The following is a 24,367-nucleotide window of genomic DNA, read 5'->3' as shown; positions in this document are numbered from 1 at the left end:
CAGGCGCTCCCGCGTGCGCGGGGTCATGGGTTTCAACGGATGGCGGACGTGATCGGATCCGATCACGCCGCCCTCTTTCATCACCACCTTGCAGGCGCGCAGCCCGCACTGGCGGTTTTCATGGTTGATGAGGGGCAGGCACTTCGTCCACTGCGCAAGGGCCGCGTCCTTGTCACCGGCAAGATAGCTGCGGATGATGACGCCGATATGCTCGCACTGCAGGCCCGAGGTCATGGTGCCGGTGCACCCGGCATCGAGATCGGCCAGCAGTGTCACCGCCTCTTCACCATCGAAGGGGCCGATGATGTCCTTGCCTCCGGCCTCGATGAGCGCTGCCAACTTGTCGGCGGCAAAGGGCATTTCCATCTTGAAATAGCTGACGTTTTCCAGCTCGCGCGCCATGCGCGCCAGAAGCGGCACAGACATCTGACAGCCCGACAGCGGGGCGTCCTGCACCATGATCGGGATCGAGATCGCGTCGGAGACCGCCCGGAACTGCTCATAGATCCCGGCCTCGGAGGGGACCAGCCCGACACCGTGATAGGGTGGCATCATCATGACCATCGACGCGCCCAGGGCCTGCGCGGCCTTGGCCCGGTCGACCACGATGCCGGTGCTGAAATGGCTGATCGTGACGATCACCGGCACCCGGCCCGCGACATGTTCCAGGCTGATCCGCATCAGCGTGGCGCGTTCCTCGTCCGACAGCACGAACTGTTCCGAATAGTTGGCGAGGATGCAGATCGCATCAACCCCCTGGTCGATGATGCAGTCCAGAACACGGCGCATCCCCTCTTCGTCGACGCGGCCGTCATCATGGAAGGGCGTGGGGGCAACAGGAAGAATGCCGGTCAGCGGCGTTTTCATGGCGGGTCCTTTCTAGGTATCGGATGCGCGCAGGCGCTTATTCGTGGAAGGGGGCGACGGTCTCGCGCCGGCCCAGCAGGAAGGCATCGGCCACATGGCGCATGGGCGAGAGATCCACATCGCTGCCGCCCGAGGCGACAAGCTGTGCCATGCGGGCGTAGAGGCGCGGGTATTCGCCGGCCAGCGCCGGGCCATCGGCGCTTTGCTCGATGCCGTCGATCACCATGCGGGCGCCACCGTCGTGCAGTTCCAGCCTGCCCCGGTCGGTCTCGGCCTCGATGGTCCAGATCTGATCACCGTCCTGGCGCCAGTCGAAGACGGCACCCACCTCGGCCCCCGCCGGGTGGGCAAAGCGCAGGCTGGCCGCGATCGGCCCCTGCTTGTTCTCGGGCACCTCCAGCGTGGCGTCCGTCAGGTGGATGGCATCGGGCAGGATCTCGGTCAGGATCGACAGCGCATTGATGCCCGGATCAAAGACCCCCAGGCCGCCGGGTTCCCAGATCCAGTCCTGGCCGGGATGCCAGCGGCGCACGTCCTCTTTCCAGGTGATCTGCAGGCGGCGCAGGGTCTTGTCCGCCAGCCAGGCCTTGGCCGCAGCCACCATCGGCGCCTCGCGCGAATGCCAGGTGGCATAAAGCGAGACCCGCTGCGCCTGCGCCATGTCGATCAGCCGGTGACATTCCGACAGCGAGGCGCCGGGGGGTTTTTCCAGCATGACATGCCGTCCCGCCGCGATGGCGGCAGCGGCATAGTCAAAGCGCGGCACCGGCGGCAGGCAGAGCGAGACCACGCGGATGTCGCTGCGCCGCTCCAGCAGTTCGGCGAAGTCGGTAAAGCTCTCGACCCCGTCGACGCTACCCTTGCGCGAAACGGTGGCGGCCAGATCCCAGTCCGGCGAGGCGGCAATGGCCGGAACGTGCTGATCGAGGGCGATCTTGCCGATCCCAACAAGTGCGATTTCCATCAATGCGAGTCCCTTCCGACCGGGGCGCCGCGGCACCCCTTGAGAAAATCCAGGTCGGCGCCGGTGTCGGCGCCCTCGACATGCTGCTGGTGCAGCCAGGCATAGCCGCTTTCGGGGCGTTCATGGGTCGGGGTCCAGTCCGACAGGCGCGCCTGCAATTCCTCGTCGGACACATCCAGGTGCACACGACGCGCGGGCACGTCGACCTCGATCATGTCGCCGTTTTTCACCACGGCCAGCGGTCCGCCCGCCGCCGCCTCGGGCGAGGTGTGCAGGATCACGGTGCCGTAGGCGGTGCCGGACATGCGCGCATCGGAAATGCGGATCATGTCCTTGATGCCCTTTTTCAGCACCTTGGGCGGCAGGCCCATGTTGCCGACCTCGGACATGCCCGGATAGCCCTTGGGCCCGCAGTTCTTGAGCACCATGATGCAGGTTTCGTCGATGTCCAGGTTATCGTCGTTGATCTTGGCCTTGTAGTCGTCGATGTCCTCGAAGACGACCGCCCTGCCCCGATGCTGCATCAGGTGTTTCGAGGCGGCGGAGGGTTTCAGCACCGCACCCTTGGGGGCAAGGTTGCCCTTCAACACGGCAATTCCGCCCTGGTCGGTCAGCGGCTTGTCGACCGGCAGGATCACGTCCTCGTTCCAGTTCTTCGCCTCCTTGACCTCGTCCCAGATCGTGCTGCCGGAGACGGTCAGCGCGTCCTTGTGCAGCTTGCCGCCCTCGCCCAACCGTTTCAGCACGACAGGCAGGCCGCCCGCATAGAAGAACTCTTCCATCAGGTATTCACCCGAGGGCTGAAGGTTGAGGATCGTGGCGATGTCTCGTCCGCAGCGGTCCCAGTCGTCCAGGGTAATGTCCACGCCGACGCGGCCCGCAATGGCCAGCAGGTGCACCACCGTGTTGGTGGACCCGCCAACGGCGCCATTGGTGCGGATCGCGTTTTCGAACGCTTCGCGGGTCAGCACGTCCGAGGGTTTCAGATCGTCCTTGACCATCTGCACGATGCGGCGGCCCGTCAGCTGCGCCATGACGCGGCGGCGCGAGTCCACCGCAGGGATCGCAGCGTTGCCGGACAGGGCCATGCCCAGCGCCTCGCACATCGACGCCATGCTGGACGCCGTGCCCATCGTGTTGCAGGTGCCGGAGGAACGCGTGACGGCCGCCTCGGCCTCAAGGAACTCGTCTTGTGTCATCTCCCCGGCCTTCACCGCCTCGGAGAACCGCCAGAGGTGCGTGCCCGCGCCGACGCGTTCACCCTGGAACCAGCCGTTCAGCATCGGCCCGCCGGTGACGACGATCGACGGCAGATCGCAGGAGGCGGCGGCCATGAGCAGCGAGGGCGTGGTCTTGTCACAACCCACCATCAGGACGCAGCCGTCCATCGGCTGGCCGCGGATCTGTTCCTCGATCGACAGAGCGGCAAGGTTGCGGAACATCATCGCCGTGGGGCGAAAAGTGTTCTCGGAGGCGCTGAACACCGGCACCTCGACCGGGAAACCGCCGGCCTCCCAGATACCCGCCTTCACCTTTTCCGCCAGTTCGCGCAGGTGGCCGTTGCAGGGCGTCAGTTCCGACCAGGTGTTCAGGATGCCGATGATCGGGCGCCCGTCGAACAGGTCCTCGGGATAGCCCTGGTTCTTGAGCCAGCCGCGGTGATAGATCACATCCTTGGTGCTGCCACCGTACCATTCCTGGCTGCGCAGTTTGCGGGGCCATTCTGCCGGTTTGAACGCCATCTGCTTGCCTCCTTCCCTTGGGGAGATACGCCCGAAGGCGCACCGTCACCCCTGTTTCGATTTGTTGTAGACGTCGAAGATCACGGCAGCGAGCAGCACCAGCCCCTTGATCACCTGCTGGTAGTCGATGCCGATGCCCATGATCGACATGCCGTTGTTCAACACGCCCATCAGGAAGGCGCCGACGACAGCCCCCACGATCTTGCCGACACCGCCCGACATCGAGGCCCCGCCGATGAAGACCGCCGCGATCACGTCGAGTTCCAGCGCGAAGCCCGCCTTGGGCGTGGCCGAGTTCAGCCGCGCCGCAAAGACCATGCCCGCGATCCCGGCCAGCACGCCCATGTTGACGAAGGCGAGGAAGGTCAGCCGCTCGGTCTTGATGCCCGAGAGTTTGGCCGCCTTCTCGTTGCCGCCCAGCGCGTAGATGCGCCGGCCCGTGACCGTGCGTTCGGTGAAGAAGGCATAGATGATCGTCAGCACGCCCATGGTGATGAGCACGTTCGGCAGGCCCCGGAAGGTCGACAGCTTGAACAGGATGAAGATCAACGCAACCGCGATGATGCCGATGCGGGCCAGGAAGAAAGCCTGCGGTTCGCCCGCCATGCCATAGGCCTTGTTCTGGGCGCGCGCCTTGAGTTCCATCCAGACGATAAGCCCGGCAGCCACGAGGCCGGTGCCCAGCGCCAGCACGTTCACCCGGCGCTGGCCCAGCAGGTCGGCAACGCCCTGCGAGATCCCCTGCGGGAAGATGTCCGGCACGAAACCGTTGGCCAGCATCTGGAATTCGCGCGGGAACGGGCCAAGCGACTGACCTTCAAGCAACCACAGCGACGCGCCCCGGAACACCAGCATCCCCGCCAGCGTCACGATGAAGGAAGGGATCTTCCAGTAGGCGATCCAGTACCCCTGCGCCGCGCCGATCAGGCCACCGGCGACAAGGCAGGTGATCATGGTGACGGCCGTGGACATTTCCCATTCCACGATCATGACGGCGGCCAGGGCGCCGACGAACCCCATCACGGACCCGACCGACAGGTCGATGTTGCCCGAGACAATGACGATCAGCATCCCCAGCGCCATGATGACGATATAGCTGTTCTGCAACAGAAGGTTGGTGACGTTCACCGGCTTCAGCAGCGTGCCCTCGGTGACGATCTGGAAAAAGGCCATGATCGCGATCAGCGCGAACAGCAGCCCGTATTCGCGCAGGTGGCGGACGAGGTATTCGCCGATCCCCTGCTTTTCGGGCGCCTCGGCCCCGTGCTCTGCAAAGTCCATTACAGGCTCCCTTATTCGGTCACGATGAGCGACATGATGCGCTCCTGGCTGGCGTCCTCGGCACTCAGTTCGCCGACGAATGCGCCCTCGTTCATTACGTAGATGCGGTCACACATGCCCAGGAGTTCGGGCATTTCGGAGGAGATCATGATCACGCCCTTCCCCTGCGCGGAGAGGTCGTTGATGATCCCGTAGATCTCGAACTTGGCGCCGACGTCGATGCCGCGCGTCGGTTCGTCCAGGATCAGCACCTCGGGCTTGGCAAACAGCCATTTCGACAGGACAACCTTTTGCTGGTTGCCACCCGAGAGGTTCATCACCCGCTGGAAGACACCCGGCGTGCGGATGTTCAGCGCCTTGCGGTACTCCTCGGCCACGCGCGTTTCGGCGCTTTCGTTCAGCACCTGGCCGCGCGCCACCTCTTCGAGGTTGGCCATCGTGATGTTGCGCTGGATCGTCTCCTCGAGGATCAGGCCCAGCGACTTGCGGTCCTCGGTGACATAGGCCAGCCCGGCCTCGATCGCCTTGCTGACGGTGCTGACGTCGACCGGCTTGCCGCTGATCTCGACGCTGCCGGAAATGTTGCGCCCGTAAGAGCGGCCAAAGATGCTCATGGCGAGTTCGGTGCGCCCGGCCCCCATCAGGCCCGCGATGCCCACGACCTCGCCGGCGCGGACGGCCAGGTTGATGTCCTCGATCACCTGGCGGTCGGCGTGCAGCGGGTGCCAGACGTTCCAGTCCTTGACCTCCATCAGCACCTCGCCCGCGCGGCGTTCGCGCGCCGGGTAGCGGTGCGCCATGTCGCGGCCCACCATGTCGCGCACGATGTTGTCCTCGGTGATTTCCTGGGTCCTGGCGTCCATCGTGGAGACGGTGGTGCCGTCCCGGATCACCGTCACGGAGTCCGCGACGCGGCGCACCTCGTTCAGCTTGTGACTGATGATGATCTGCGTGACGCCCTGCTGCTTGAGTTCCAGCATCAGGTCCAGCAGCGCCTGGCTGTCGCTTTCCGACAGCGCCGCCGTCGGCTCGTCCAGGATCAGCAGGCGCACTTCCTTGGACAGCGCCTTGGCAATCTCGACCAGCTGCTGTTTGCCCACGCCCAGTTTGTCGACCAGCGTGCTGGGCGGTTCCTTGAGGCCGACCTTGCGCAACAGGTCCTCGGTGCGCCGGTTGGTCTCGCGCCAGTTGATGATGCCGCCGCGTGCGCGTTCGTTGCCCAGGAACAGGTTTTCCGCGATCGACAGAAGCGGCACAAGCGCCAGTTCCTGGTGGATAATGATGACGCCCTTCGCCTCGGAGTCCGAGATGTTGCCGAACTCTGCCAGCGCGCCGTCATAGTGAATTTCGCCGTCGTAGCTGCCTGCCGGATAGACCCCGGACAGGACTTTCATCAGGGTCGACTTGCCCGCGCCGTTTTCCCCGACCAGCGCGTGAATCTCGCCTTCCTTCACCGTCAGGTTGACCGTGTCCAACGCCTTGACCCCAGGAAACTCCTTGGTGATCCCGCGCATTTCCAGAAGCGCCGTCATCCCCACTCCCCAATTTTCTGGTGGTTGCCAAGGCCCGCCCGCCGCCGTGACGCCGGACGGACCCCGGGAGTAACCGGTTACTGGACCTGGTCCATCGTGTAGTAGCCGGAGCCGATGATCACGTCTTCCCAGTTGGACAGGTCGACCGAGACCGGTTCCAGCAGGTAGGAGGGCACGACCTTGACGCCATTGTCATAGGTGGTGGTGTCGTTGATCTCGGGCTCGCCGCCTTTCAGCAGGGCCTCGACCATGCCCACGGTCACGCGCGCCAGTTCGCGGGTGTCCTTGAAGACGGTCGAATACTGCTCGCCCGCCAGCATCGACTTGACCGACCGGATCTCGGCGTCCTGGCCGGTGACGATCGGCATGTCCAGGTCGCCCGAACCATAGCCCACGCCCTTGAGCGACGAGATGATGCCGATGGACAGACCGTCATAGGGCGACAGGACACCGTGCACGCGGGCATCGGTGTAATGCGCCGACAGCAGGTTATCCATGCGCGCCTGCGCCACCGCGCCGTCCCAGCGCAGGGTGCCGACCGTGTCCATGCCCATCTGGCCGGAGACGATGTTGATGGTGCCGTCGTCGATCAGCGGCTGCAGCACCGACATGGCGCCATCGTAGAAGAAATAGGCGTTGTTGTCGTCGGGCGAGCCGCCGAACAACTCGACATTGTAGGGGCCGTCGCCGAAACGCTCTTCGAGGCCGGCGACAAGGCTGGAGGCCTGCTGCACGCCGACCTTGAAGTTGTCGAAGGTCGCGTAATAGCTGACATATTCGCTGTCGCGGATCAGGCGGTCATAGGCGATGACCTGAATGTCGGCGTAATAGGCGTTTTCCAGCGCGCTCGACAGGGTTGTGCCGTCGATGGCGGCGATCACCAGCACGTCGACGCCGTTGGTGATCATGTTCTCGATCTGCGCCAGCTGGTTGGGAATGTCGTCCTCGGCGTACTGCAGGATCGTATCATAGCCTGCGGCCTTGAACTGTTCGACCATCGACTCGCCGTCAGAGATCCAGCGCGACGAGGATTTGGTCGGCATCGCGATGCCAACGGTTTCGGCCACGGCGCCATAGCTGGACAGCGCCACTGCCGCCGAAGCGAGCAGAAGTTTCATGTTCATTGGTAGCCTCCCAAGGTCGGCGCGCGCCCTCCTGCGGCGACGCCTGATCTGTGTTTCGGACCCAGTGGATCCGGGCGTGACCGTAAGACGGGGCTGTATACCTGTAAAATTCCGATTATGATGATCCGTATATCAAAAACGATATGAGGCTCCCGCGATGGACATCGCCCGCCGGATCAAACCCGCGCACCTGGACCTGGTCCTGAAGATCGCCGAGACGCAGCAGTTGCAACTGGCCGCACAGGCGGTTGCGATCTCGCAGCCCGCCGCCTCGCGCATCCTGGCCGAGATCGAGACCAACATCGGCAGCCCGCTGTTTGTCCGCCACCCCAAGGGCATGGTCATGTCGCAGGCCGGAGACGTCTTTGTCCGCCACGCGCGGGTGATCCTGGCCGAGGTGCGCACGCTGGAGGACGAGTTGCGCCACATCCAGTCCGGAGACCTGGGCGAGGTCCGGGTTGGATCGGTCACCGGTCCGGCGGTGGGTGTCCTGATGCCCGCGGTTCAGGCGGTGCTGCAGGAAAGTCCGGACCTCGAGATCAGCGTTGACGTGGCGCCGTCACGCGTATTGATCCGTGATCTGGAGGAAGGGCGATACGATTTTGTCCTCGGGCGGATTCCACCGGGCCACGACAGCCGGTTGTTCCGCGTCCACCCCGCAAGGACCGAGGTCGTCGCCCTGCTGGTGCACGACACGCATCCGCTGGCGTCACGCCAGGACGTCGAGGTGTCGGAACTGACCGGCTACCCCTGGGTGATGCAGGAACGCGGCATGCCGATCCGCGAATCCGTCGAGGCCGCCTTTCACACCGCCGGGGTTGCGATCCCGCCACGGGTCCTGAACAGCTCTTCCCTGCTGGTGGCGCTGGCGCAGGTGGCGCGCGTTCAGGCCATCGTGCCGCAGTCGAACGAGGTCAAGGAATTGCTGGTGCATTCAGACATCGGAGCCAACCTGACCGCGTTGCAACTGCGCCGCTCGATCGTCGTGCCGCCCTATTTCGTCCTGCGCGACGGCAGCCGCAAGCTGTCGCGCGCCGCCGAACGCCTGTTGCAGGAGGTGCTGGCGCGGATCTGACCGCGCCAGCGGTTTGTCAGGTCTTGCTCAACGTGCTCGTCCCACCGGCGAAATGCACCAGAGACCGTTGTGCGGTGTCCTGGGTCACGGCCTCGATCAGGCCGAACAGCAGCAAGGTGCCAAAGGCCTCCTGCTCCTGTTCCAGGCGGCAGTCCATCGCGCCCAGGTTGCCCGGCAGGATCGGCGCGCCGGTCGCCATGCGGCCCAGCTCCAACCCGTCGAACCGGGCCGCGCCTTTGGGGGCGTCGCCCCCCCGCGAAACGGTCTAGAATGGCCTGCCCACCCTGCTCTGCCAGGTAGTTGATCGCGAAAGCGCCAGCCTTGCGGATCACCTACAGCGCCGAGGTCGTCGGCATGACGGCCACGCACATGATCGACGGGCTGGCGGTCAGATGCGTGGCGGAGAAGGCAAGGAACCCCGCCGGCCCGTCCTCTGTTTCCGCCGTCACGATGGCAGAGCCGATGGCGCGCATCCCCTGCGCGCGCCGGAAGTCCTTGATCGACAGCACCTCAGACATGCTGATCCCGCCGCCGGGCCGCGGTGCCGATGTCCTCAAGCCCCAGGACCTGCCGCGCGCCGGAGGGCGTGACGACGCTGACCCTGGACAGGCCCAGCGCGGCCAGCAGATCGCACAGGGTGCCCCCGTAGCCCCCCACGGGCGTCCGGATCGGTTCACAGATGACTGCGTCGCGCATGTTCACTTCCTCTTGTCAGTCGGGCGCCCGGACCCATCCGGGCGCCCCTTGTCCGTCTCAGGCCGGGGTCTTGCCCACCAGCAACTGGCCCAGGCCGTTCACCGGCGGCACGCCAAGCATCCTGGCGACATGCCAGAGGCTGACCTGGTTGGTGGTCAACACCGGCGTGCCGGTCCTGGCTTCCAGCTCTTCGTTGATCGGAAAGGTCTTCCAGTTGCCGCAGGCCAGCATGATCGCATCCGCGTCGGAGCGGTAGATCTCGGCGCCCAGGTCCAGCGCGGTAGAGGCATCCAGGCGGCCCACCTCGCGGTTTGCCACGATGCCGATGGCCTTCTGGTCCAGCACCTCAAAGCCGTTGTCCTCGATGAACATGGCGCTGCGGGCGTTGACCGCATCGCTCCACGGGGCGCCCAGAACGATCTACTTGGCACCGATTTCCTTGAGCGCCTCGATCAGGGCGGTCGACGCCGTGGTCGCCGGTTTCCCGCTGGCCTTGGTGATCCGCTCGATCAGCTCGCGGTCATAACCCATGCCATTGCGAGAGGTCGGCGCCGTGGCTGCCAGGACAATGATGTCGAAGTCCGCATGGCTCAGCTTGCGGGCGCCTTCCTCGATTTCCTCGACGATGCGCAGGGTCGAGTTTTCCTCGATGTTCTCCAGCGTCAGGCGCGTCACATGCAGGCTGCAGCCTTCTGGCAGCGAGGTGTAGAACTCCGGCTCCTGGGTGGAATTGGACGACGGGATAAGCAGACCGATCCGCATGTCGGGACTCCTGTTTCTGGAACTTGGGGGCGGCGAACCGGCCATCGGTCGCATCCGCGTGTTTGCCGGCAAGGAATTCGTCGCGCAGCTGGACCTTCTGGATCTTGCCGCTGGCGGTCATCGGGAATTCCGACAGGGCGACGTGGAATTCCGGCAGCTTGTATTTCACCACGCCCCGGGTTTCGAGATAGCCCACCACGTCGGCCAGCGACCTGGATTGGCCCGGGAGCGGGACGACGAACAGACATCCCTTTTCGCCCAACCGGGGATCCGGAACGGCCACCAGCGCCACTATGCTGAAGGCCCCATGCGCCAGCAGCATTTCCTCGTCCTCGCGCACGCTGATCTTGAGCCCGCCGCGGTTGACGATCTCTTTCTTGCGGCCGATCAGCTTGACATATCCCTGCTCGTCGATGGTCGCCCGAGAACAGCCAGCCGTCCTCGCGGAACGTCTCGCTCGTGCGTTCGGGATCGTTGAAGTACCTCAGCGCCACATGCCGATCAGCGTGCAGCCGGTTTTTTTCGCAGAGGCTCTGGCCCAGTTTTCCGGGGTCGCCGCACCGGCACAGTCGAAGATGCGGAAACTCGACAGGTCATCCGGATCGCCTCGACGGGTCCCAGATGTTCTGGTTGACCAGCGTCGCGTCCAGCGTCACCGCCATGCGCAGCCCCCACTGAAAGCCGGTGCCGTGGCTGAGCGGCGACGGCCCCCAGATCATTTCATCCGAGGTCAGTCCGATCAGGTCGCGCATGGCATGGGTGCCATACATCATGGTGTTTTCGCTGTGCACCACGCCCTTGGGCTTTGACTCGGTTCCCGAGGTGAAGGCCAGCAGGCTCACCGCGTTTCAGTCGTCGGGCGGAGCGGGCAGATCGCTGCCGTGCCGGTCGGAAAGGGCCACCATACCCTCTGTCGGGCCACGTGTATCGCCGACCACCGCGATCACATCCAGCGCGGGCAGATCCGCGCGCAGGCCCTCGAACATCTCGACATAGTCGTGACGGCGGTACTGGTCGGGAATGATGACCGCCATGGTCCCGGCAAACCCCAGGATTTAGGACAGTTCCTTGGCGCGGTAGTTGGTCAGCAGCGGGTTCGTCACCGCCCCCAGCTTGAGCGCGGCGATGTACGCGATCAACAGTTCGCCGCAGTCGGGCAGCTGGACCGAGATCATGTCGCCCGCGCTTACGCCGCGGGCCGACAGGCTGCCGGCCAGCGCGCTCGACCTCGGCATAGCTGCGCCGACTGCCATCCGGATCCACCGTCGCGGTCTTCTCCGGCGTGGATTTCACTGCCGCCGTGAAGGCGGACAGAAGCGACTGGTCGCTCCAGGCACCCGCCGCGCGGTATTTCGCAATCGTTTCAGGGATCACCGTCGGGTCTATGGGCACCGCCATTTCCTCCTCTGTCTAGCGTGTCGTGGCGGTCAGCTCGGGTCCTGGTACCGGGCGGCCACGTAGTCGAATTCGAAGTACTCCGGGCGTCCGGCAAACCAGGAATCGCCCCAGTTCTGCTGCCCGCCGTCAACGACGATCACCTCGCCATCGATGTATTTCCCCGAGGGCGCCGTGAGTTAGAGGATCGACTCCGCGATGTCCTGCGCGTCGCCTGCGCTCTTCATCGGATTGGCCTGGTAAAAGCTGGCCTGGCCCTGGGACGAGTCGTAGTTGAAGGCATCCGTGGCGATCGTGCCGGGCGCGACACAGTTGACGCGGATCTTGTAGGGCGCCCATTCGGTGGCGACCGTCTTGGACAGGTAGATCTGCCCTGCCCTCGCCGCACAGGTATGCGACACCTGCGGCAGCCCGCGCCAGACAACCGCGACGACGTCAACGATGTTCCTCGGCGCGCCTGTATCGCGCCAACGGCGGGCGGCGGCCTGCATCATGTGGAAGGTGCCGTTCAGGTTGGTATCGACAACCGCGCGCCAGCCCTTGGGCGAAATTTCCATCGTCGGCTGTACGAACTGACCGCCCGCGTTGTTGACCAGGATGTCCAACTTGCCACACGCGGCGTAGACATCGTCGAACAACTTGTCGACCTGTTCGGGATCACGGATCGACATGGCATGGGATGTGACCTTGGTGCCAAAGCGGCGCAGGAAGGTCACCGCCTCCTACAGCCGGTCACCATCACGGCCACAGATCGCCAGGTCGGCGCCCAGCCGGGCATAGAGCTCGGCGGTCGCCTTGCCGATCCCGGTGCCGCCACCCGACATCAGGACAACCTGCCCCTTGAACAGGTTCGGCGCAAAGACGACCGGCAATTTGGCAAGCGCGTTGTCGGTCATCGAATAATCGGGCATGTGTGCCTCATCCATACAGCAGATCAAGATATGATCGAAACATACAGACCAGTTTTCTGCTCTGAAACGCCAATAAGTGGAATGCACCACACAACACCGATGATGTTCTTCAACAACTGGCTAAAGTTGGCTCTCAAATTCCGATGTCTCGCCCTCTTTTCACCGATCCCGGGCTGCCCCACGCCGGAACAGCGGGGCCGGAGACACGATTCGGCACACCCGCAAATGAAAAAGGCCCGCCGGAGGAACGGGCGGGCCGCCCCCCATTCCAGGAGGCGAGGGAAAGGCAGGCGCGTCAGGCGCCCATCATCGGCGTCAGACCCGTGCACATGTGCGCAAGGCGTGGACCGATGTCCTTTTCAAACACCTCGGCGTCGATCTGGAACGAGGGCGCCACGCAGTTGATCGCCATCACGGTACTGGAGTCCGGCGATACGATCGGAGCAGCCACCGCCCGCATGTCCTTTTGCCATTCGCCGTCGACGAAACAGAAGCCCCGCTCGCGCACCTGGGCCAGGCTCTCCTCGATCCGGGCCTTCAGGTCCGGCCAGGCATCGCCGTGGCGACGTTCGAAATGCTGGTAGAAAAAGGCGCGTTCCTCATCGGTAATCCCGGCCAGGAAGGCGCGCCCGATGGCCGAGGTCTCGATCTCGACCCGCGTGCCGACATCGTGGCGCATGGTCCGCAGGGGCGAGCCGTTGACCATCGAGACATAGATCATCGACAGCCGGTCGCGGCTGGCCAGGCCGACAGTGGCCCCGGCATGATTGGCCAGAAGCTGCATGTCGTCCCGCGCAAGCTGGCGGATGCGGGTGTTGGTCAGCACGCAATAGCCCAGCGCCAGGATCGAGGCGCTGGGTTCATACTTGCCCGAGGACTCGATGTGGTTGAGATAGCCCAGCGCGGTCAGCGTATGCGTCAGGCGCGACACGGTCGCCTTGGGAATCTGCGTCGCCGCCGACAGTTCCGCGTTGCCCAAGGGGCCGCCGCCGGGCTTGAAGGCGCGCAGGATCTCGAATGCCCGGCCGATGGTCGAGACGAACTTGGCGTCCTTTTCCATCGCCTCCGGCACAAGACTGTCGGCCGCCACGCTTTTGGAGGTCTTTGCAGAGTCACGTTTCGGCATGACACACCCTCATGTCTGTTCCCGCCCGTGCAAACCGCCTGCAAATTGGCAGCTTCGGGCGTTCGGTCTGTCTCATTTCAAGAACACGTACCGCGTCGAACGGAACATGTCGACCACTATGCGGGGCGCCCGGATCAAAGAAGCCCCGGTGTCCGTCGCAAGTCACGCATCGCGCTTTACCGCACCATAAGTCGCGAGATTTCGGCCAGGGCATCAGGCTGGCTGTCGACCTCTCGCAACACCTGCAGGAAGGCCGCAACCCGGTCTTCGGGCCAGTCCTGCAAGGCATCGCGGAACTTGGCCTCTGTCGCCCGGGGCGACATGGGACGGTCCGGGCTGCCAAGCGCCGCCTCTTCCGAGATGTCGGTGACGATGACACCCGCACTCTCGGCGCCGAGACGGCGGGCATCCGCCGCCTCCTGCCCGCGGCGGCGCCCGTCACGATGGCGACTTTCCCGCCTACCCTTGCCATGTTTCGCCTCCTTCTTGGATCGCGCGGTCCGAGCCGCGTCTTGTTATCCGATTCATCGCTACATCTGGCTTCGCAGCCAGAGCGTCAGCGCCGGGAAGGCCACGATGATGACCAGCGTGATGATTTCGAAAATCAGCAGATAGCGCGTGCCTCGGAACACCTGCGCCACGGGCACACCCGTGGTGGCCGAGACGACAAAGACGTTCAGCCCCATCGGCGGCGTGATCAGCCCGATCTCGACCAGCTTGACCACGACAACGCCGAACCAGATCGGATCATAGCCCAGCTCCGACACGACCGGGAAGGTCAGCGGCAGGGTGATCAGCAGGATCATCGAGAGGATCTGCCAGTTCTCCAGCCCGCAGCCGCCGCTCCACTGCAGCAACTGGTCGGGCGCGCGGCGGATGGTCAGGGAATAGCCAAAGACCGGAGCCCCCATGACGATCAGAAACTCATCGTGGACACGCGGATCGACCACAGCAGCGCGTTCTTGAAACCCTCCACCGCCAGCACCGTGGCGATGGACTGGCCACCCGGAAGGCGCCCGACCCATTTGCACGCCGCGTCGAAGACATCCCGCGCCATCCCGCCCGAGTTCATGAACTCGGCCATCAGGATGAACAGGGGAATGGCCGCAAGGCTGGATTTGACCGCCGACCGGTAAGCCGTGCCCGAGAGTTGCGAGACCATCGCCGGAAAGCCGCGGGTGACGTAGATCCCCAGCCCCCGGTGGCGATCAGGGCAAAGGCAATGGGCATGCCCAGGGCGATGAGGGCGATCATCAGCCCGATGAACAGTAGGATTTCCATGGATATGGTCCCTGAAAGAATGAATGCGCGTCAATCGACGCCTTCGGCCGCCTGTGGCGTGTTGCCCGACAGCACGTTCACCGCCACGGTCAGCGCAAGCGCGCCGGCCCCGATGGCGACGATGAAAAAGCAGGGCGCGATCAGATAGCCGATCGGGTTCACCGAATTTTCGTTCGCCTTGTAGGATTCGACGCCGCGCCCGGCGGCTCTGCGAAACGGTCACTCTGCGTGTTTCTCGGCCAGCTCCAGGATCTCTGCGTAGACATCTTGGACATAGCCGAAACCACGGCCCGAGATCTTGGCGATGAAGGCATCGGCGGCACCGGAATAGGTGTCGCGCCAGGCCTGCCGTTCTTCCTCGGTCAGGACGGTCATGACGACCCCGGCATCGGCGAGCGTCTTCTTGTACTCTTCGTTGCGCTTGTCGTATTCGGCCGCCATCGCCAGCGCGGTCTTGCGGCTGGCCTCGTCGATGATCGCCTGCTGTTCCGGCGTGAAGGAGTTTTAGCGGTCGAGGTCGATGAAATAGGTCACCAGCGGCGTCATCAGGGGCGCGTTCTCGGTGAAATGCGTCGTCACTTCCTCACGGTGGCGCGAGGGCGCGGCCGACGGCGGATACAGCGCCGCATCAAGCACACCGCGTTCCAGGGCCTCTCAAATCTGCGAGGACGGTATGTTGACAACCGGAACGCCCATTTCACGCAGGAAGTCATCGGCCCCTCAACCAGCGGCGCGCATCTTCGGCCCGACGATATCATCGGGGAGGCGCACCTCTTTCTTGCTGAAGACCTGGTAGGGAGAGGTTCCCACACCAACCAGAAGCCTGATCCCCAGCTTGTCGTATTCCTGTTTCAGCGACCCTTCACCCAGTTCCATGTAGACCTTGGTGGCCTGGGTGGACGACGAGAACAGGCCCGGCAGCGTCAGGGCGTTGGTCGCCGGAACCCGGCCCGCCATCGAGCCGCAGCCGGGGGCGAAATAGCCGATGTCGATCACGCCACTGCGAGCAAAATCAAGGTTTTCGCCGGCGGCGCCCAGCTGGGCGGTGGGGAAATATTCGACCGTGAATTCGCCGCTGTCCTCCAGCGCCGGGATCATCACGTTCATGATTGTCTCGTTGATCAGGTGGCCGCTGGGCAGCGAGTCCGCGATCTTGAGCGTGATCGGTTCGGCCACGGCGGCGACACCACCAAGGCCAAATGCGGTCGCTGTTGCCAGCATCCATCGTCTTTGCGGGTTCATTTCAACCCTCGCGAAAAGGTTTACTCCTCCAGGATCCACCCACACCCGGACACAAGCCGCGTCGGGGGGCGAGCCGTAAACTTGGCAAAACAGTTTCATTTTTGCCTCCCGGGTTCCGTTTTTAGAACTTAGGTGTCGATTTTTCCTAGTTCATTTCCCAAAAAATGAGACAAACACCCACTTTCAAGCCATAAAATCATCATGCCCCGTGAAACTCACGCTGCCCGACCGACAAAAAAGGCGTGACACCGTCATTATCGATTTTACTGTTTCACTTACTGGCATCATAAATCCATTTTTGAGTTTTGAGATGTCTTGACGGTACAGCTGTTCGAAAACTAGGCGCCCATCTGCAGCCGGCCATGCCGTTGCAGGAAGGCGCCAACGCGGATCACCGCGCCCAGACCCTCCCGGGACAGGGAGCACAGGAGAGCCGACGCGGAGAAGGAGGAAACGTGCTCGACCTGACCCAGAGTGGCGACCGCGCCATACTCACGATCAACCGCCACTAGGCGCTCAACGCGCTGTCCTTTGTCCTGCTGGACCTGCTGGCGACCCGCCTGGATGAGGTCGAGGCCGGACCGGCGCGCGCTTGTCATCACCGGCGCCGGGACCAAGGCCTTTTCAGCGGGCGCAGATATCGACGGACTGGCCGGGCGCGGGTTGGTCGACGAACTGGACGGCACCCTGAAGGGTCAGCGCGTCTTCGACCGCCTATCACGCCTGCGCCAGCCCTTGATCGCCTATGTAAACGGCTACGCGCTTGGCGGTGGATGCGAACTGGCCCTGGCCTGCACCTTTCGCGTCGCGGCACCGCGCGCCCGCCTCGGCCTGTCCGAGGTCAAGCTGGGCCTTGTGCCGGGATATGGAGGCACGCAGCGCCTGATCGGCACCGGCCGGGCGCTGGACCTGATGTTGTCGGACGACATGCTGGGGGCCGAAGACGCACTGGCGATGGGACTGATCAACCGGATGATCCCCGAGGACAAGGGGCTGGACGGCGCGCTCGCCTATGCTGCGCGCTTTGCCGACAAGAGCCCGGTGGCCATGTCGCTGATCCGCGAATCCGTCCGTCAGGGCATGGATCTTCCGCTGGACAACGGACTGGCGATCGAGGCGCAGAACTCGGTCCTGTCGTATCGCACCGCCGACGGCCAGGAAGGTCTGAATGCCTTCCTCACCAAGCGCAGCCCGCAATTCAAGGATGAGCGACATGGCCACGCCACGCGAAGACGGAAAGAATGACATCGTGGGCGTCGTCGGGGGGGCGTCATGGGCGGCGGAATCGTCCAGCTCTTCGCCTGCGCCGGCTACAGGATCAAACTGTTCGACAGCCGCGAGGGCGCGGCGGCGGCCTCCATCGCCAAGACCACCGCGCTGCTGCAAAGGCGGCTGGACTTGGGGAAGATCGACCGCGCGGAACTGGACGCCCTGACCGGAAATGCCAGTGTGGCGGACAGGCTCGACGACCTGGCGGACGCCACCATCGTTATCGAGGCAATGATCGAGGATCTCGACAACAAACGAGGCATCTTTCAGCGGCTCGAAGAGATCGTCGCGGCGGATTGCATCATCGCGACGAACACCTCGTCCATCCTCGTCACCTCTATCACGGCGGGCATGACCGCGCCGGACCGGGCGCTTGGCGCGCATTTCTTCAACCCGGTGCCACTGATGCGCATCGCCGAGGTGATCTCGACCGCATCTTGACCCGCGCGGCGGGGTTCCGGATGGGTCCGTTCAGCCTGTTCGACCTGACCGGTCTGGACGTGCCCTATTCGGTGCTGGAACGCATCTACGAGGATTTCTACCAGGAACCGCGCTTTCGACCGGCCCCCTTCCTGCGCAAGAAGGTGGAAAGCGGGCTCTTTGGCCGCAAGACCGGCGCCGGATTCTACGACTATGGCGACGCATCCTCGCCGGTATCGGACAAAGGACGCCCGTGGGGCGCCAGCCTGCCCGAGGCTGTCCACCTGGCCCTTTCGCAAACACGCGTTGTCCCTGGATCGCGGAACGCCTGGCTGCGGCGGGTGTCGCGGTGACAGAGACACCCTGCTCCGAGGGCTGCGGGCTGAACCTGGTTGCGCCGGTCGGGTGCGATGCCACGGAAACCGCGACCTCCTTGGGCCTGCCCCTTGGCAATGCCGTTGCTTTCGATCCGGTCATCCCCACCCCGGGCGAAGTGACCCTGATGGCCACCATCGCCACCCGGCCAAAGGCCGTCGCCGCTGCGGCCAAGGCCCTGTCCACCGAAGGCAGCGTGGTTTCGGTCATCGAAGACAGCCCCGGCTTTGCCGTGCAGCGCGTGATCGCGACCATCGTCAACATCGCCTGCGAAATCGCACAACAAAGGATCGCTGCGCCCGGTGACATCGACATCGCCGTGGGGCTGGGCCTGAACTATCCGCAAGGACCGTTGACGCTGGGGAATCACCATGGCCCCACGCTGATCCTCGAGATCCTCGACGCGCTTCACGCGCGCACTGGCGACCCAAGTTACCGCGCCTCGCTCTGGAGGCGGGCCAGTCGCTGACGCACACGGCCGGCAGCCCCCTGCCCGCCGAAAACACCCCCGCCGAACAAGAGATCGCCTGATGACCGACCCCAGACAGATATCCTCGCCCGCGGCCAGCCTCCCGCAGGTCGCAAGCGCCGCCGTTGTCGGCGCCGGGACTATGGGCCTCGGGATCGCAATGGCCTCGGCCCGGGGGGGCGTGCCCACTTTTCTGGTCGATACCTCCGAAGACCGGCTGACGCAGTCAAAGGCCGAGGCGACCGCCTTTTTCGACCGGTCGCTGGCCAAGGGCAAACTGACGCCCGAGGCACGCGACGCGGCGGTGACCAACATCCGGACAACCACCCGGCTCGACGACTTGGCGGGCACCGACCTGGTGATAGAAGCGATCTTCGAGGACATGGAGGCAAAGGCCGCCCTGATCGGAGAGCTGGACCGGGTCTGCGGGCCGGAAACGATCCTGGCCTCGAATACCTCGCCCCTGTCGATCACCCGGATCGGCGCCCATTCCACCCGCCCGAAAGGGTGGTCGGCCTGCATTTCTACCTGCCCGCCCAGTTGATGAAACTGGTCGAGGTGACGCGCGGCCTGCGCACCGACGACGCGGTGTTCGACCGGGCCCGGGCCTATTGCATGGCCATCGGGCAAAAACCTGTCGAGACGAAGGACACGCCGGGATTCATCCTCAACCATTTCGCGATCCCGCTGCACAACCGGGCCATCCGCATGGTGGAAAGCGGCGTTGCCACACCCGCCGACATCGACCGCGCGATCAAGACCGCCTACGGCCACGCGATGGGGCCGCTTGAATGGCTCGATCTTGTCGGGCTGGACACGCAACAGCGTCTCTGACGCACGTTCCATGAAATCACCAATGACCCCGAACTGGCCTGCCCCAACCTCGTCCACGTCATGGTGGCCGCAGGCTGGCTGGGCAAGAAGACCGGTCGGGGGTTCTACGACTACGCCGACACCAAGACATTCGGAGCCTGACGTGAGCGACCTGCTCCCCCAATTGCAGCGCCACCTCGGCGACAGCGCCGCCACCCAGACGCTTGTCGAGCTTGGCCAGAAGACCCTGTGCGAAGCCTGCGCCGCGCAGGGCATCGACCCGGACACCGCCATCGGACTGGCGCGATATTCGGTCGATGGCGCCACATATACCGATCTCGTGGAAATCGTGCCCGGCAACGGCTCTCATCCCGCTGTTGTCGAGGATGTCCGCGAAGGGATCGAGGCGGCGGGACTGGTGCCCGTTGTCTCGACCGATATGCCCGGACGCATCGTCGACAGGCTGATGCGTCCCTACCTGATCCGCGCCCTGCGCGCCGCCGAGGATGGCATCGCCACGCCAGAGGCGCTGGACCAGGCGATCGAGATGGGGCTGGGCTATCGCACCGGCCCGATGACGCGGCTCAGGGGCGACGCCCTGCTGCATCACCATGACGTCGCCGCACGGCTGCACGAGGACCTCGGCGACACCGCCTATCGCCCGACCGCGCGGATCGCGGACCGCATCCGCGCCCAGCGCCCGCACCCCGGCCAAAAGGACTGATCCGGTCACGGTTCGGGCCACGGTCCGGGACAGGGCGCCACAAGACAAGGAGGAGGTTCGGCAATGGCGGAAAGCAAGCACAAGACGATCGTTCACCAGGAACTCGAACTGGAGGGCAACGCGACCAAGGACGCGCGTTTCGTGTCGTCGATCGCCCGCACCTTCGAGGTGCTGCGCGCCTTTCGGCCCGGCGAGGGCCCGTTCAGCAACGCCGAGCTGTCAGAGGTCACCGGCCTGCCCAAGGCCACGGTCGCCCGCCTGACCCATACGCTGAAATCGCTGGGCTATCTCACCAGCCTCGGCAACGACAACCGGTTCGAACCCAGCCCCTCGATCCTGGCGCTTGGCTATTGCGTGCTATCCAACTTGCGGGGCCGGCAACTGGCGCACCCGCAGATGACGGCGCTGACCAAACATGCCTCGGCCCCTTTCGGACTGGCCAGCCGCGACCGGATCGAGGCGAGCATCGCCGAGGTGCGCGAGCGCGGCTTCTGCCTCGTCGACGGCGAATGGCAGAGGGATACGCGGGCGGTGGCCTGCCCGGTCGTTTCGCCGGACCTGTCGACGGTCCTGGCGATCAACTGCGTGGCCCCCTCGTTCCAGATCGGCAACGAACAATTGGTCGAGGATATCGGCCCCCGGCTGGCGCATCTCGCCTCGGGGCTGGTTCCGATGATGGGAGGCACCTGAATGTCCGACACCGAAGACACCCCTGCCGAAAGCCTGCCGAGACGCCCGCTGGGCGGCCGGTTCGCCTGTCTCGACGGGATTTTGGTCCTGGATCTGACCACCTCGCTGGCTGGTCCCTATGGCTCTCTGCTACTGGCGGACCTGGGCGCCGAGGTGGTCAAGGTCTAACGCCGTGGCATCGGCGACGACTCGCGCTACTGGAAGCCGCCACCCTGGGCGACACCCCGCTCTGGTTCAGCCCGGTCTATCGCAACAAGAAGCCCATCGAACTGGATTACGCCGGCCCGTGGGGGCGCGAGGTTCTTGAAGGGCTGGTGCGCAAGGCGGACGTGCTGCTGACAAACCAGCTGCCTCGCGTGCGCGACAAGCTGGGCATCGACTATGACACCATCAAGGCGATCAACCCGGCGATCATCTATGCCTCCATCACCGGCATCGGCACCGACAATGAGCGTGAGAACTGAGCCTGTTACGACCTGATCGCCGAGGGCTACAGCGGCGTCATGGACCTGACCGGTGAGCCCGACGGCCCGCCGCAGAAGGTCGGCACCCCGGCGGCGGACCTGTTGTCAGGCACCGATGCGGCGCTGGAATGCATGGCCGCGCTGATCGAGCGCGAACGGACCGGACGGGGGCACTACATCGACATTTCGCTGACGGAATCCATGACGCGTTACATGACACCCCGGCTCTATTCCTACCTCGGCGGCGGCGGCCTGCCCCGCCGCAGCGGGGCGCGCGACAGCTTGATCGCGGTCTACCAGGTCTTAGATACCGCGGACGACCCGATCACCCTGGGGTTGGCCAACGACAATGTCTGGCGCCGCTTCTGCGAGATCGCCGGCCGGTCCGAGTGGATCGAGGACGAGGCCTTTCGCCGCAACGAGAACCGCGCCCAGCAGCGCGCCCGCCTGGTGGCCGAGATCGGCACCATCCTTGTCACCCGCACCGCGCGCGAATGGCTGGACCTGTTCCAGGCCGGAGGCGTGCCCGCCGGTCCGATCAACTGGCTGGACCAGCTGGCGCAGGACCCGGTCCTGCACGAACGCGGCTTCATCTACGCGGTCGACATGAAAAACGGCCCGCTGCCGCAGGTGGACCTGAGCATCCGCATGGACGGCGCCCCATCCGGGATCGAGAGCCTGCCCCCGGGGCTGGGCGAACATTCCGCAGACGTGCTGCGCGACAAGCTGGGCCTGGACGAGGTCGCCATCGAAAACCTGAAGAGTGAGAACATCATATGACCGGAAAGCGCGACTTCGAAACGATCCTCTACGAAGAGGTTGGCCCGGTGGCGGTCATCACCCTGAACCGCCCCGACAACGCCAACATGTTCACCCCGACACCCTGCCGCGAGCTGCGCGACTGTATCAAGGACATCCGCAACGAGACCCGCACCCGGGTCGTCGTTCTGACCGGCGCGGGCGACAAGTTCTTCTGCATCGGCGGCGAGAAGGGTGACCTGGCGGGCACCAGCCTCTATCCCGGCGTCGTTCCGACGCTGGAGATGTTCGAGGCCATTGAACGGTTGCAGTAACCGGTGATCGCGGCGATCAACGGCTTTGCCGTGGGCGGCGGCAACCTGCTGCAGATGGTCTGCGAAATGACCGAGGCCAAGCGCAGCGCCGTCTTCCGCCAGGTGGGGCCGATGATGGGGTCCTTCGACGCCGGCTATGGCACCTGGTAGCTCGAGGATCTCGTCGGCAAGAAACGCGCCAAGGAAATCTGGTTCCGCAATCCCAAGATGACCGCCGACCATGCCATGCAGATCGGCCTCATCAACCAGGTCTTCGACGACGAGACCTTCTGGGACGACACCCTGGCCTATGCCAACGAGGTCGCCCAGCGCGGCAGTTATGCGCTGGCGGCGCTCAAGGGATCGTTCAACGCGCGCCACCAAGGCGTCGCCGGGCTGAGCCGGGTCACCCACGACCTGCTGCTCGCCCCCTATTTCCGCTCGGACGAGGCCCGCGAAATGGGCCAGGCCTTTGCCGAGAAACGCGCCCCCGACACCAGAAAATTCGGACACTGACATGGTACCCACATCCACCCACGGCGCGATCGTCGTCACCGGCGCAAGCCGGGGCATCGGCGCCGCCATCGCCGCCGCCCTTGTCGAAGAGGGCGTGAACGTCGCCTGCCTGTCACGCAGCGGCGCCATGCCGGACCTGCCCGAGGGCGCGCATGAAGACCTGCGCCGCCGTTTCCACCCGATCGCCTGCGACATCGCCGACGAGGCCGGTTTTGCCGAGGCACTGCGCCAGACCTCGGACCGTTTCGGCGGCATTGCCCGGGCTGGTCAACAACGCGGGCGTGCATGAACTGCGCAAGTCCTCCGGGATGACCGCGGAGGAATTCGAGAAGGTGATGTCGATCAACGCCACGGTGCTCTTTACCGCCTGCCGCGATACCCTGCCCTAGCCGCGCGACTCGGGCGTCGGCGTGATCGTCAACATCGGCTCCTTCTTCGAACGCCTTGGCGCCAAGCAGAGCACCGCCCATTGCGCCTCCAAGGCCGCCGTCGGCGCGATCACGCGCTGCCTGGCCGCGGAATGGGGACGCTACGGGGTCTCTGCCGTCAACGTGGCACCCGGCTATATCGAGACCGACATCAACACGGACTACCTGTCCTCGCCCGAGGGGCGCGCCCAGGTCTCGGCCCGCAGCTTTCTCAACCGGCCCGGCCGGGGCGACGAAATCGCCGGGCTCGTCGGCACGCTGGTTTCGGGCAAGGTTCCTTTCCTGACCGGCGAGACGGTCTTCGTCGACGGCAGCCACGGCATCAGCCTCTGAGGTTTCCCATGAACGTATTCGAAAAACTCGACGCCGCCATCGACATCCCGGAAGAGGAACAGATGTTCCTGCAGAGCGTGCAGCGCCTCTGCGCCGAACAGATCGCACCCCGGGCTGCCAGGGTGCCGGGTTGTCCTGCCCCGCCTGTCTCGCCGTCTGCCGCGAAGTGCCGAAGGCCTGTGCCTCGACCGGGATCGTCTGGGAGACGAATGTCCACGCCATCGGCCCATTGGTGGACTTCGCCAGCCACGACCAGAAGAACCGCTGGCTGCCGGTGATCGCCAATGGCGGGCTGGCCGCGCTGGCGCTGACCGAACCCAGCGCCGGGTCGGATGCCACGGGCATGAAGACCACCTTCCGCGAGGACGAGGACGAGATCGTGGTCAACGGCTCCAAGATCTTCATCACCAATGGCGACGTGGCCGACATCATCGTGCTGTTCGGCAAATGGGCAGAGCTGGGCGACGGACGCGATGCGATTTCGGTGGCGCTGATCGAAAAGGGTGCGCCGGGGTTCGAGGTGATCGGCACGGACAAGAAGATGGGCTCGCGCGCGTCCAGCACCGCCGCCCTGTTGTTCAACACTTACCGCATCCCGCGCGCCAACCTGTTGGGCAAGCCCCGCGAGGGCCTGAAGATGTTTTACGACTTCCTCAGAAAGTCCCGCACCAGCGTCGCCGCGCAGGCCCTGGGCATTGCCCGCGCGGCCTTCGAAGACGCCATCGTCTATGTCAACGACTGTCCTGCTCCCCTGAAAAGTTTGCGGTTTGAGGTTGGCCTGTTCTCGAAACGAGGAGACAGACGATGCGGAAAAGC

The 24,367-nt window shown here is 64.6% G+C and carries 30 protein-coding genes and 8 pseudogenes; 14 read left to right on the top strand and 24 right to left on the bottom strand.

Going from position 1 to position 24,367, the window contains the following annotated elements; all coding sequences use genetic code 11:
* The 6 genes from PVW46_RS16135 to chvE all read right to left on the bottom strand — a co-directional run.
* A partial coding sequence (locus tag PVW46_RS16135; protein ID WP_274576637.1) for a dihydrodipicolinate synthase family protein occupies window positions 1-867 on the bottom strand: 867 nt, incomplete at its 3' end.
* A 37-nt stretch (window positions 868-904) separates the two neighbouring features.
* Window positions 905-1,831, bottom strand: a complete 927-nt coding sequence (locus PVW46_RS16130) for a Gfo/Idh/MocA family protein (protein WP_043144356.1) — start codon at window positions 1,829-1,831, stop codon at window positions 905-907.
* Window positions 1,831-3,573 (bottom strand): L-arabinonate dehydratase, encoded by a 1,743-nt coding sequence (gene araD / locus PVW46_RS16125; RefSeq protein ID WP_069210155.1) that lies wholly within the window; start codon window positions 3,571-3,573, stop codon window positions 1,831-1,833. Before araD ends, PVW46_RS16130 begins: the two co-directional genes overlap by 1 nt.
* A 45-nt stretch (window positions 3,574-3,618) precedes the next feature.
* The gene (mmsB, locus tag PVW46_RS16120; RefSeq protein WP_043144354.1) at window positions 3,619-4,854 is read right to left on the bottom strand and encodes a multiple monosaccharide ABC transporter permease; all 1,236 of its coding nucleotides are present in this window, start codon (window positions 4,852-4,854) and stop codon (window positions 3,619-3,621) included.
* A gap of 11 nt (window positions 4,855-4,865) precedes the next feature.
* The gene (gene mmsA / locus PVW46_RS16115; RefSeq protein ID WP_069210156.1) at window positions 4,866-6,386 is read right to left on the bottom strand and encodes a multiple monosaccharide ABC transporter ATP-binding protein; all 1,521 of its coding nucleotides are present in this window, start codon (window positions 6,384-6,386) and stop codon (window positions 4,866-4,868) included.
* A 77-nt stretch (window positions 6,387-6,463) separates the two neighbouring features.
* Window positions 6,464-7,510, bottom strand: a complete 1,047-nt coding sequence (chvE, locus tag PVW46_RS16110; protein WP_043144352.1) for a multiple monosaccharide ABC transporter substrate-binding protein — start codon at window positions 7,508-7,510, stop codon at window positions 6,464-6,466.
* A 157-nt stretch (window positions 7,511-7,667) separates the two neighbouring features.
* On the opposite strand from chvE, the gene PVW46_RS16105 reads away from it, so the two are divergent.
* Window positions 7,668-8,585 (top strand): LysR substrate-binding domain-containing protein, encoded by a 918-nt coding sequence (locus PVW46_RS16105; RefSeq protein WP_069210157.1) that lies wholly within the window; start codon window positions 7,668-7,670, stop codon window positions 8,583-8,585.
* Between the two features lie 16 nt (window positions 8,586-8,601).
* Here PVW46_RS16105 and PVW46_RS16100 read toward each other — a convergent pair.
* The 18 genes and pseudogenes from PVW46_RS16100 to PVW46_RS16015 form a co-directional block, all read right to left on the bottom strand.
* Window positions 8,602-8,823, bottom strand: a pseudogene (locus PVW46_RS16100) (flavin reductase family protein); the annotation flags it as partial.
* Between the two features lie 94 nt (window positions 8,824-8,917).
* Window positions 8,918-9,103 carry a PNPOx family protein gene (locus tag PVW46_RS16095; protein ID WP_069210158.1) on the bottom strand — a complete coding sequence of 62 codons (186 nt, stop codon included), beginning with the start codon at window positions 9,101-9,103 and terminating at the stop codon, window positions 8,918-8,920.
* A complete protein-coding gene (locus PVW46_RS16090) occupies window positions 9,096-9,281 on the bottom strand; it encodes a hypothetical protein (protein ID WP_069210159.1) in 186 nt (61 codons plus the stop codon). Before PVW46_RS16090 ends, PVW46_RS16095 begins: the two co-directional genes overlap by 8 nt.
* Window positions 9,282-9,338: 57 nt before the next feature.
* Window positions 9,339-10,043: pseudogene (locus tag PVW46_RS16085) on the bottom strand (maleate cis-trans isomerase family protein).
* A 163-nt stretch (window positions 10,044-10,206) separates the two neighbouring features.
* Window positions 10,207-10,365: pseudogene (locus tag PVW46_RS28790) on the bottom strand (hypothetical protein); the annotation flags it as partial.
* Window positions 10,366-10,636: 271 nt separating this feature from the next.
* Complete coding sequence (locus PVW46_RS16075) at window positions 10,637-10,885, bottom strand: AMP-binding protein (protein ID WP_069210161.1); 249 nt, start codon at window positions 10,883-10,885, stop codon at window positions 10,637-10,639.
* Between the two features lie 6 nt (window positions 10,886-10,891).
* Window positions 10,892-11,077, bottom strand: a complete 186-nt coding sequence (locus tag PVW46_RS16070) for a hypothetical protein (RefSeq protein ID WP_274576632.1) — start codon at window positions 11,075-11,077, stop codon at window positions 10,892-10,894.
* A gap of 21 nt (window positions 11,078-11,098) precedes the next feature.
* Window positions 11,099-11,278, bottom strand: coding sequence for an AMP-binding protein (locus PVW46_RS16065; protein ID WP_069210163.1), 180 nt, complete (start codon window positions 11,276-11,278; stop codon window positions 11,099-11,101).
* Window positions 11,279-11,617: 339 nt separating this feature from the next.
* A complete protein-coding gene (locus PVW46_RS16060) occupies window positions 11,618-12,154 on the bottom strand; it encodes an SDR family oxidoreductase (RefSeq protein WP_274576631.1) in 537 nt (178 codons plus the stop codon).
* A gap of 6 nt (window positions 12,155-12,160) precedes the next feature.
* Complete coding sequence (locus PVW46_RS16055) at window positions 12,161-12,349, bottom strand: hypothetical protein (protein ID WP_274576629.1); 189 nt, start codon at window positions 12,347-12,349, stop codon at window positions 12,161-12,163.
* A 295-nt stretch (window positions 12,350-12,644) separates the two neighbouring features.
* Window positions 12,645-13,475, bottom strand: coding sequence for an IclR family transcriptional regulator (locus tag PVW46_RS16050; protein ID WP_274576628.1), 831 nt, complete (start codon window positions 13,473-13,475; stop codon window positions 12,645-12,647).
* A 176-nt stretch (window positions 13,476-13,651) separates the two neighbouring features.
* Window positions 13,652-13,798, bottom strand: a complete 147-nt coding sequence (locus PVW46_RS16045) for a hypothetical protein (protein WP_274576626.1) — start codon at window positions 13,796-13,798, stop codon at window positions 13,652-13,654.
* A gap of 207 nt (window positions 13,799-14,005) precedes the next feature.
* Entirely contained in the window at window positions 14,006-14,425 is a 420-nt protein-coding gene (locus PVW46_RS16040) for a TRAP transporter large permease subunit (RefSeq protein ID WP_069210164.1), read from the bottom strand.
* Window positions 14,392-14,637, bottom strand: a complete 246-nt coding sequence (locus PVW46_RS16035) for a TRAP transporter large permease subunit (protein WP_069210165.1) — start codon at window positions 14,635-14,637, stop codon at window positions 14,392-14,394. The genes PVW46_RS16040 and PVW46_RS16035 overlap by 34 nt, the downstream gene beginning before the upstream one ends.
* A 149-nt stretch (window positions 14,638-14,786) precedes the next feature.
* Window positions 14,787-14,918 carry a hypothetical protein gene (locus PVW46_RS16030; protein WP_274576624.1) on the bottom strand — a complete coding sequence of 44 codons (132 nt, stop codon included), beginning with the start codon at window positions 14,916-14,918 and terminating at the stop codon, window positions 14,787-14,789.
* Window positions 14,919-14,975: 57 nt separating this feature from the next.
* Window positions 14,976-15,248: pseudogene (locus PVW46_RS16025) on the bottom strand (hypothetical protein); the annotation flags it as partial.
* A gap of 12 nt (window positions 15,249-15,260) precedes the next feature.
* The gene (locus PVW46_RS16020; protein WP_263281704.1) at window positions 15,261-15,392 is read right to left on the bottom strand and encodes a hypothetical protein; all 132 of its coding nucleotides are present in this window, start codon (window positions 15,390-15,392) and stop codon (window positions 15,261-15,263) included.
* Between the two features lie 84 nt (window positions 15,393-15,476).
* Window positions 15,477-15,977, bottom strand: a complete 501-nt coding sequence (locus PVW46_RS16015; protein ID WP_069210167.1) for a TRAP transporter substrate-binding protein — start codon at window positions 15,975-15,977, stop codon at window positions 15,477-15,479.
* Window positions 15,978-16,562: 585 nt separating this feature from the next.
* Between PVW46_RS16015 and PVW46_RS16010 the strand changes: the two genes are divergently transcribed.
* The 13 genes and pseudogenes from PVW46_RS16010 to PVW46_RS15940 form a co-directional block, all read left to right on the top strand.
* Window positions 16,563-17,243, top strand: coding sequence for an enoyl-CoA hydratase/isomerase family protein (locus tag PVW46_RS16010; RefSeq protein ID WP_274576621.1), 681 nt, complete (start codon window positions 16,563-16,565; stop codon window positions 17,241-17,243).
* 27 nt (window positions 17,244-17,270) lie between these two features.
* On the top strand, window positions 17,271-17,708 hold the full coding sequence (locus tag PVW46_RS16005; protein WP_083242373.1) for a 3-hydroxyacyl-CoA dehydrogenase NAD-binding domain-containing protein: 438 nt from the start codon (window positions 17,271-17,273) through the stop codon (window positions 17,706-17,708).
* Window positions 17,705-18,040 (top strand): 3-hydroxyacyl-CoA dehydrogenase family protein, encoded by a 336-nt coding sequence (locus PVW46_RS16000; RefSeq protein WP_274576619.1) that lies wholly within the window; start codon window positions 17,705-17,707, stop codon window positions 18,038-18,040. The genes PVW46_RS16005 and PVW46_RS16000 overlap by 4 nt, the downstream gene beginning before the upstream one ends.
* Complete coding sequence (locus tag PVW46_RS15995; protein WP_083242375.1) at window positions 18,037-18,531, top strand: 3-hydroxyacyl-CoA dehydrogenase family protein; 495 nt, start codon at window positions 18,037-18,039, stop codon at window positions 18,529-18,531. Before PVW46_RS16000 ends, PVW46_RS15995 begins: the two co-directional genes overlap by 4 nt.
* A gap of 61 nt (window positions 18,532-18,592) precedes the next feature.
* Window positions 18,593-19,506: pseudogene (locus tag PVW46_RS28785) on the top strand (3-hydroxyacyl-CoA dehydrogenase family protein).
* Between the two features lies 1 nt (window position 19,507).
* The gene (locus tag PVW46_RS15980) at window positions 19,508-20,068 is read left to right on the top strand and encodes a 3-hydroxyacyl-CoA dehydrogenase family protein (RefSeq protein WP_069210168.1); all 561 of its coding nucleotides are present in this window, start codon (window positions 19,508-19,510) and stop codon (window positions 20,066-20,068) included.
* Between the two features lie 63 nt (window positions 20,069-20,131).
* Window positions 20,132-20,758, top strand: a complete 627-nt coding sequence (locus PVW46_RS15975; RefSeq protein WP_069210169.1) for an IclR family transcriptional regulator — start codon at window positions 20,132-20,134, stop codon at window positions 20,756-20,758.
* The gene (locus PVW46_RS15970) at window positions 20,759-20,926 is read left to right on the top strand and encodes a CoA transferase (RefSeq protein WP_198544036.1); all 168 of its coding nucleotides are present in this window, start codon (window positions 20,759-20,761) and stop codon (window positions 20,924-20,926) included.
* Between the two features lie 29 nt (window positions 20,927-20,955).
* Window positions 20,956-22,002 (top strand): annotated as a pseudogene (locus PVW46_RS15965) (CaiB/BaiF CoA transferase family protein).
* Window positions 21,999-22,790: pseudogene (locus PVW46_RS15960) on the top strand (enoyl-CoA hydratase-related protein). The pseudogenes PVW46_RS15965 and PVW46_RS15960 overlap by 4 nt, the downstream one beginning before the upstream one ends.
* A gap of 1 nt (window position 22,791) precedes the next feature.
* Complete coding sequence (locus PVW46_RS15955; RefSeq protein WP_052244637.1) at window positions 22,792-23,079, top strand: SDR family NAD(P)-dependent oxidoreductase; 288 nt, start codon at window positions 22,792-22,794, stop codon at window positions 23,077-23,079.
* 19 nt (window positions 23,080-23,098) lie between these two features.
* Window positions 23,099-23,551: pseudogene (locus PVW46_RS15945) on the top strand (SDR family NAD(P)-dependent oxidoreductase).
* Between the two features lie 166 nt (window positions 23,552-23,717).
* The coding region (locus PVW46_RS15940) for an acyl-CoA dehydrogenase family protein (RefSeq protein WP_274576612.1) at window positions 23,718-24,367 on the top strand (650 nt) is incomplete at its 3' end.

The organism is Mameliella sp. AT18 (assembly GCF_028807275.1).
GTDB classification, from domain to species: Bacteria; Pseudomonadota; Alphaproteobacteria; order Rhodobacterales; family Rhodobacteraceae; genus Antarctobacter; species Antarctobacter albus.
This window is presented reverse-complemented; position numbering and strand designations above follow the sequence as displayed.